Origin of the sequence: Amycolatopsis sp. WAC 04182 (assembly GCF_003947465.1) — a bacterium.
GTDB lineage: Bacteria > Actinomycetota > Actinomycetes > Mycobacteriales > Pseudonocardiaceae > Amycolatopsis.
The window spans coordinates 1-681 of the sequence record NZ_QHJJ01000045.1 but is presented as its reverse complement, the minus strand read 5'-3'; the positions used below and the strand labels follow the sequence as shown (position 1 = coordinate 681).

Sequence of the window (681 nt, the reverse complement as noted above, 5' to 3'; positions counted from 1 at the left end):
CGGCACGCCGTCGCGCGCGCCTGACGGCTCAGCCCTGATCGTGCAGGCGTTCGATGATCTCGTGTTGCCGGGCGGTGTAGAAGGCGCGGTCCGGGGCCTCGGTGAGCGCGCCGGGCCGTTCGACGTCGTGGCCGGCGTAGACCTGCGCCCCTAGTCGCGTCTTGACCCGGCTGGGCAGGTTCGCCATGCCGGGCCTGCGGCGGGCGCGGCGCAGGGCGGCCAGGTCCAGCTCGGCCGCGGCGACCAGCGACTCCCCCGGCCCCGCCTGGGCCAGCGCGCGGCCCTCGTGGTCGATCAGCTCCGAGCCGCCGTTGACCGAGTCGCCCGGGATCGCGATGCCGGACAGCCCCGCGGTGTTGGCCGAGACGACGAAGGCCAGGTTCTCCAGGGCGCGGGCGCGCCGGGCGACCGCCTTGGGGGTCAGGGCCGGCGAGTACGCCTCGGAGGTCGGGTTGCACAACACCTCCGCGCCCCGCAGGGCCAGCGCCCTGGCCAGTTCGGGCACCAGGATCTCCTCCGAGGCGAGGACCGCCAGGTTGCCGATCTCGGTCCGCGCGACCGGCAGGACGCCGTCGAGACCGTAGCGGTCGAGGTAGCGTTCCCACACGTCGTACGGCGTGGGCGTGAACATCGAGTGCAGCCGCCGGTAGCGCAGCACCGCCCCGCCCGCCGGGGAGAGGA

1 protein-coding gene is annotated in these 681 nt (G+C 74.9%); it reads right to left on the bottom strand.

Going from position 1 to position 681, the window contains the following annotated elements; all coding sequences use genetic code 11:
• Nucleotides 1-28: 28 nt before the first annotated feature.
• Nucleotides 29-681 (bottom strand): nitrilase-related carbon-nitrogen hydrolase (locus DMH01_RS42430; RefSeq protein ID WP_305016653.1); only part of this gene is annotated, 653 nt, incomplete at its 5' end.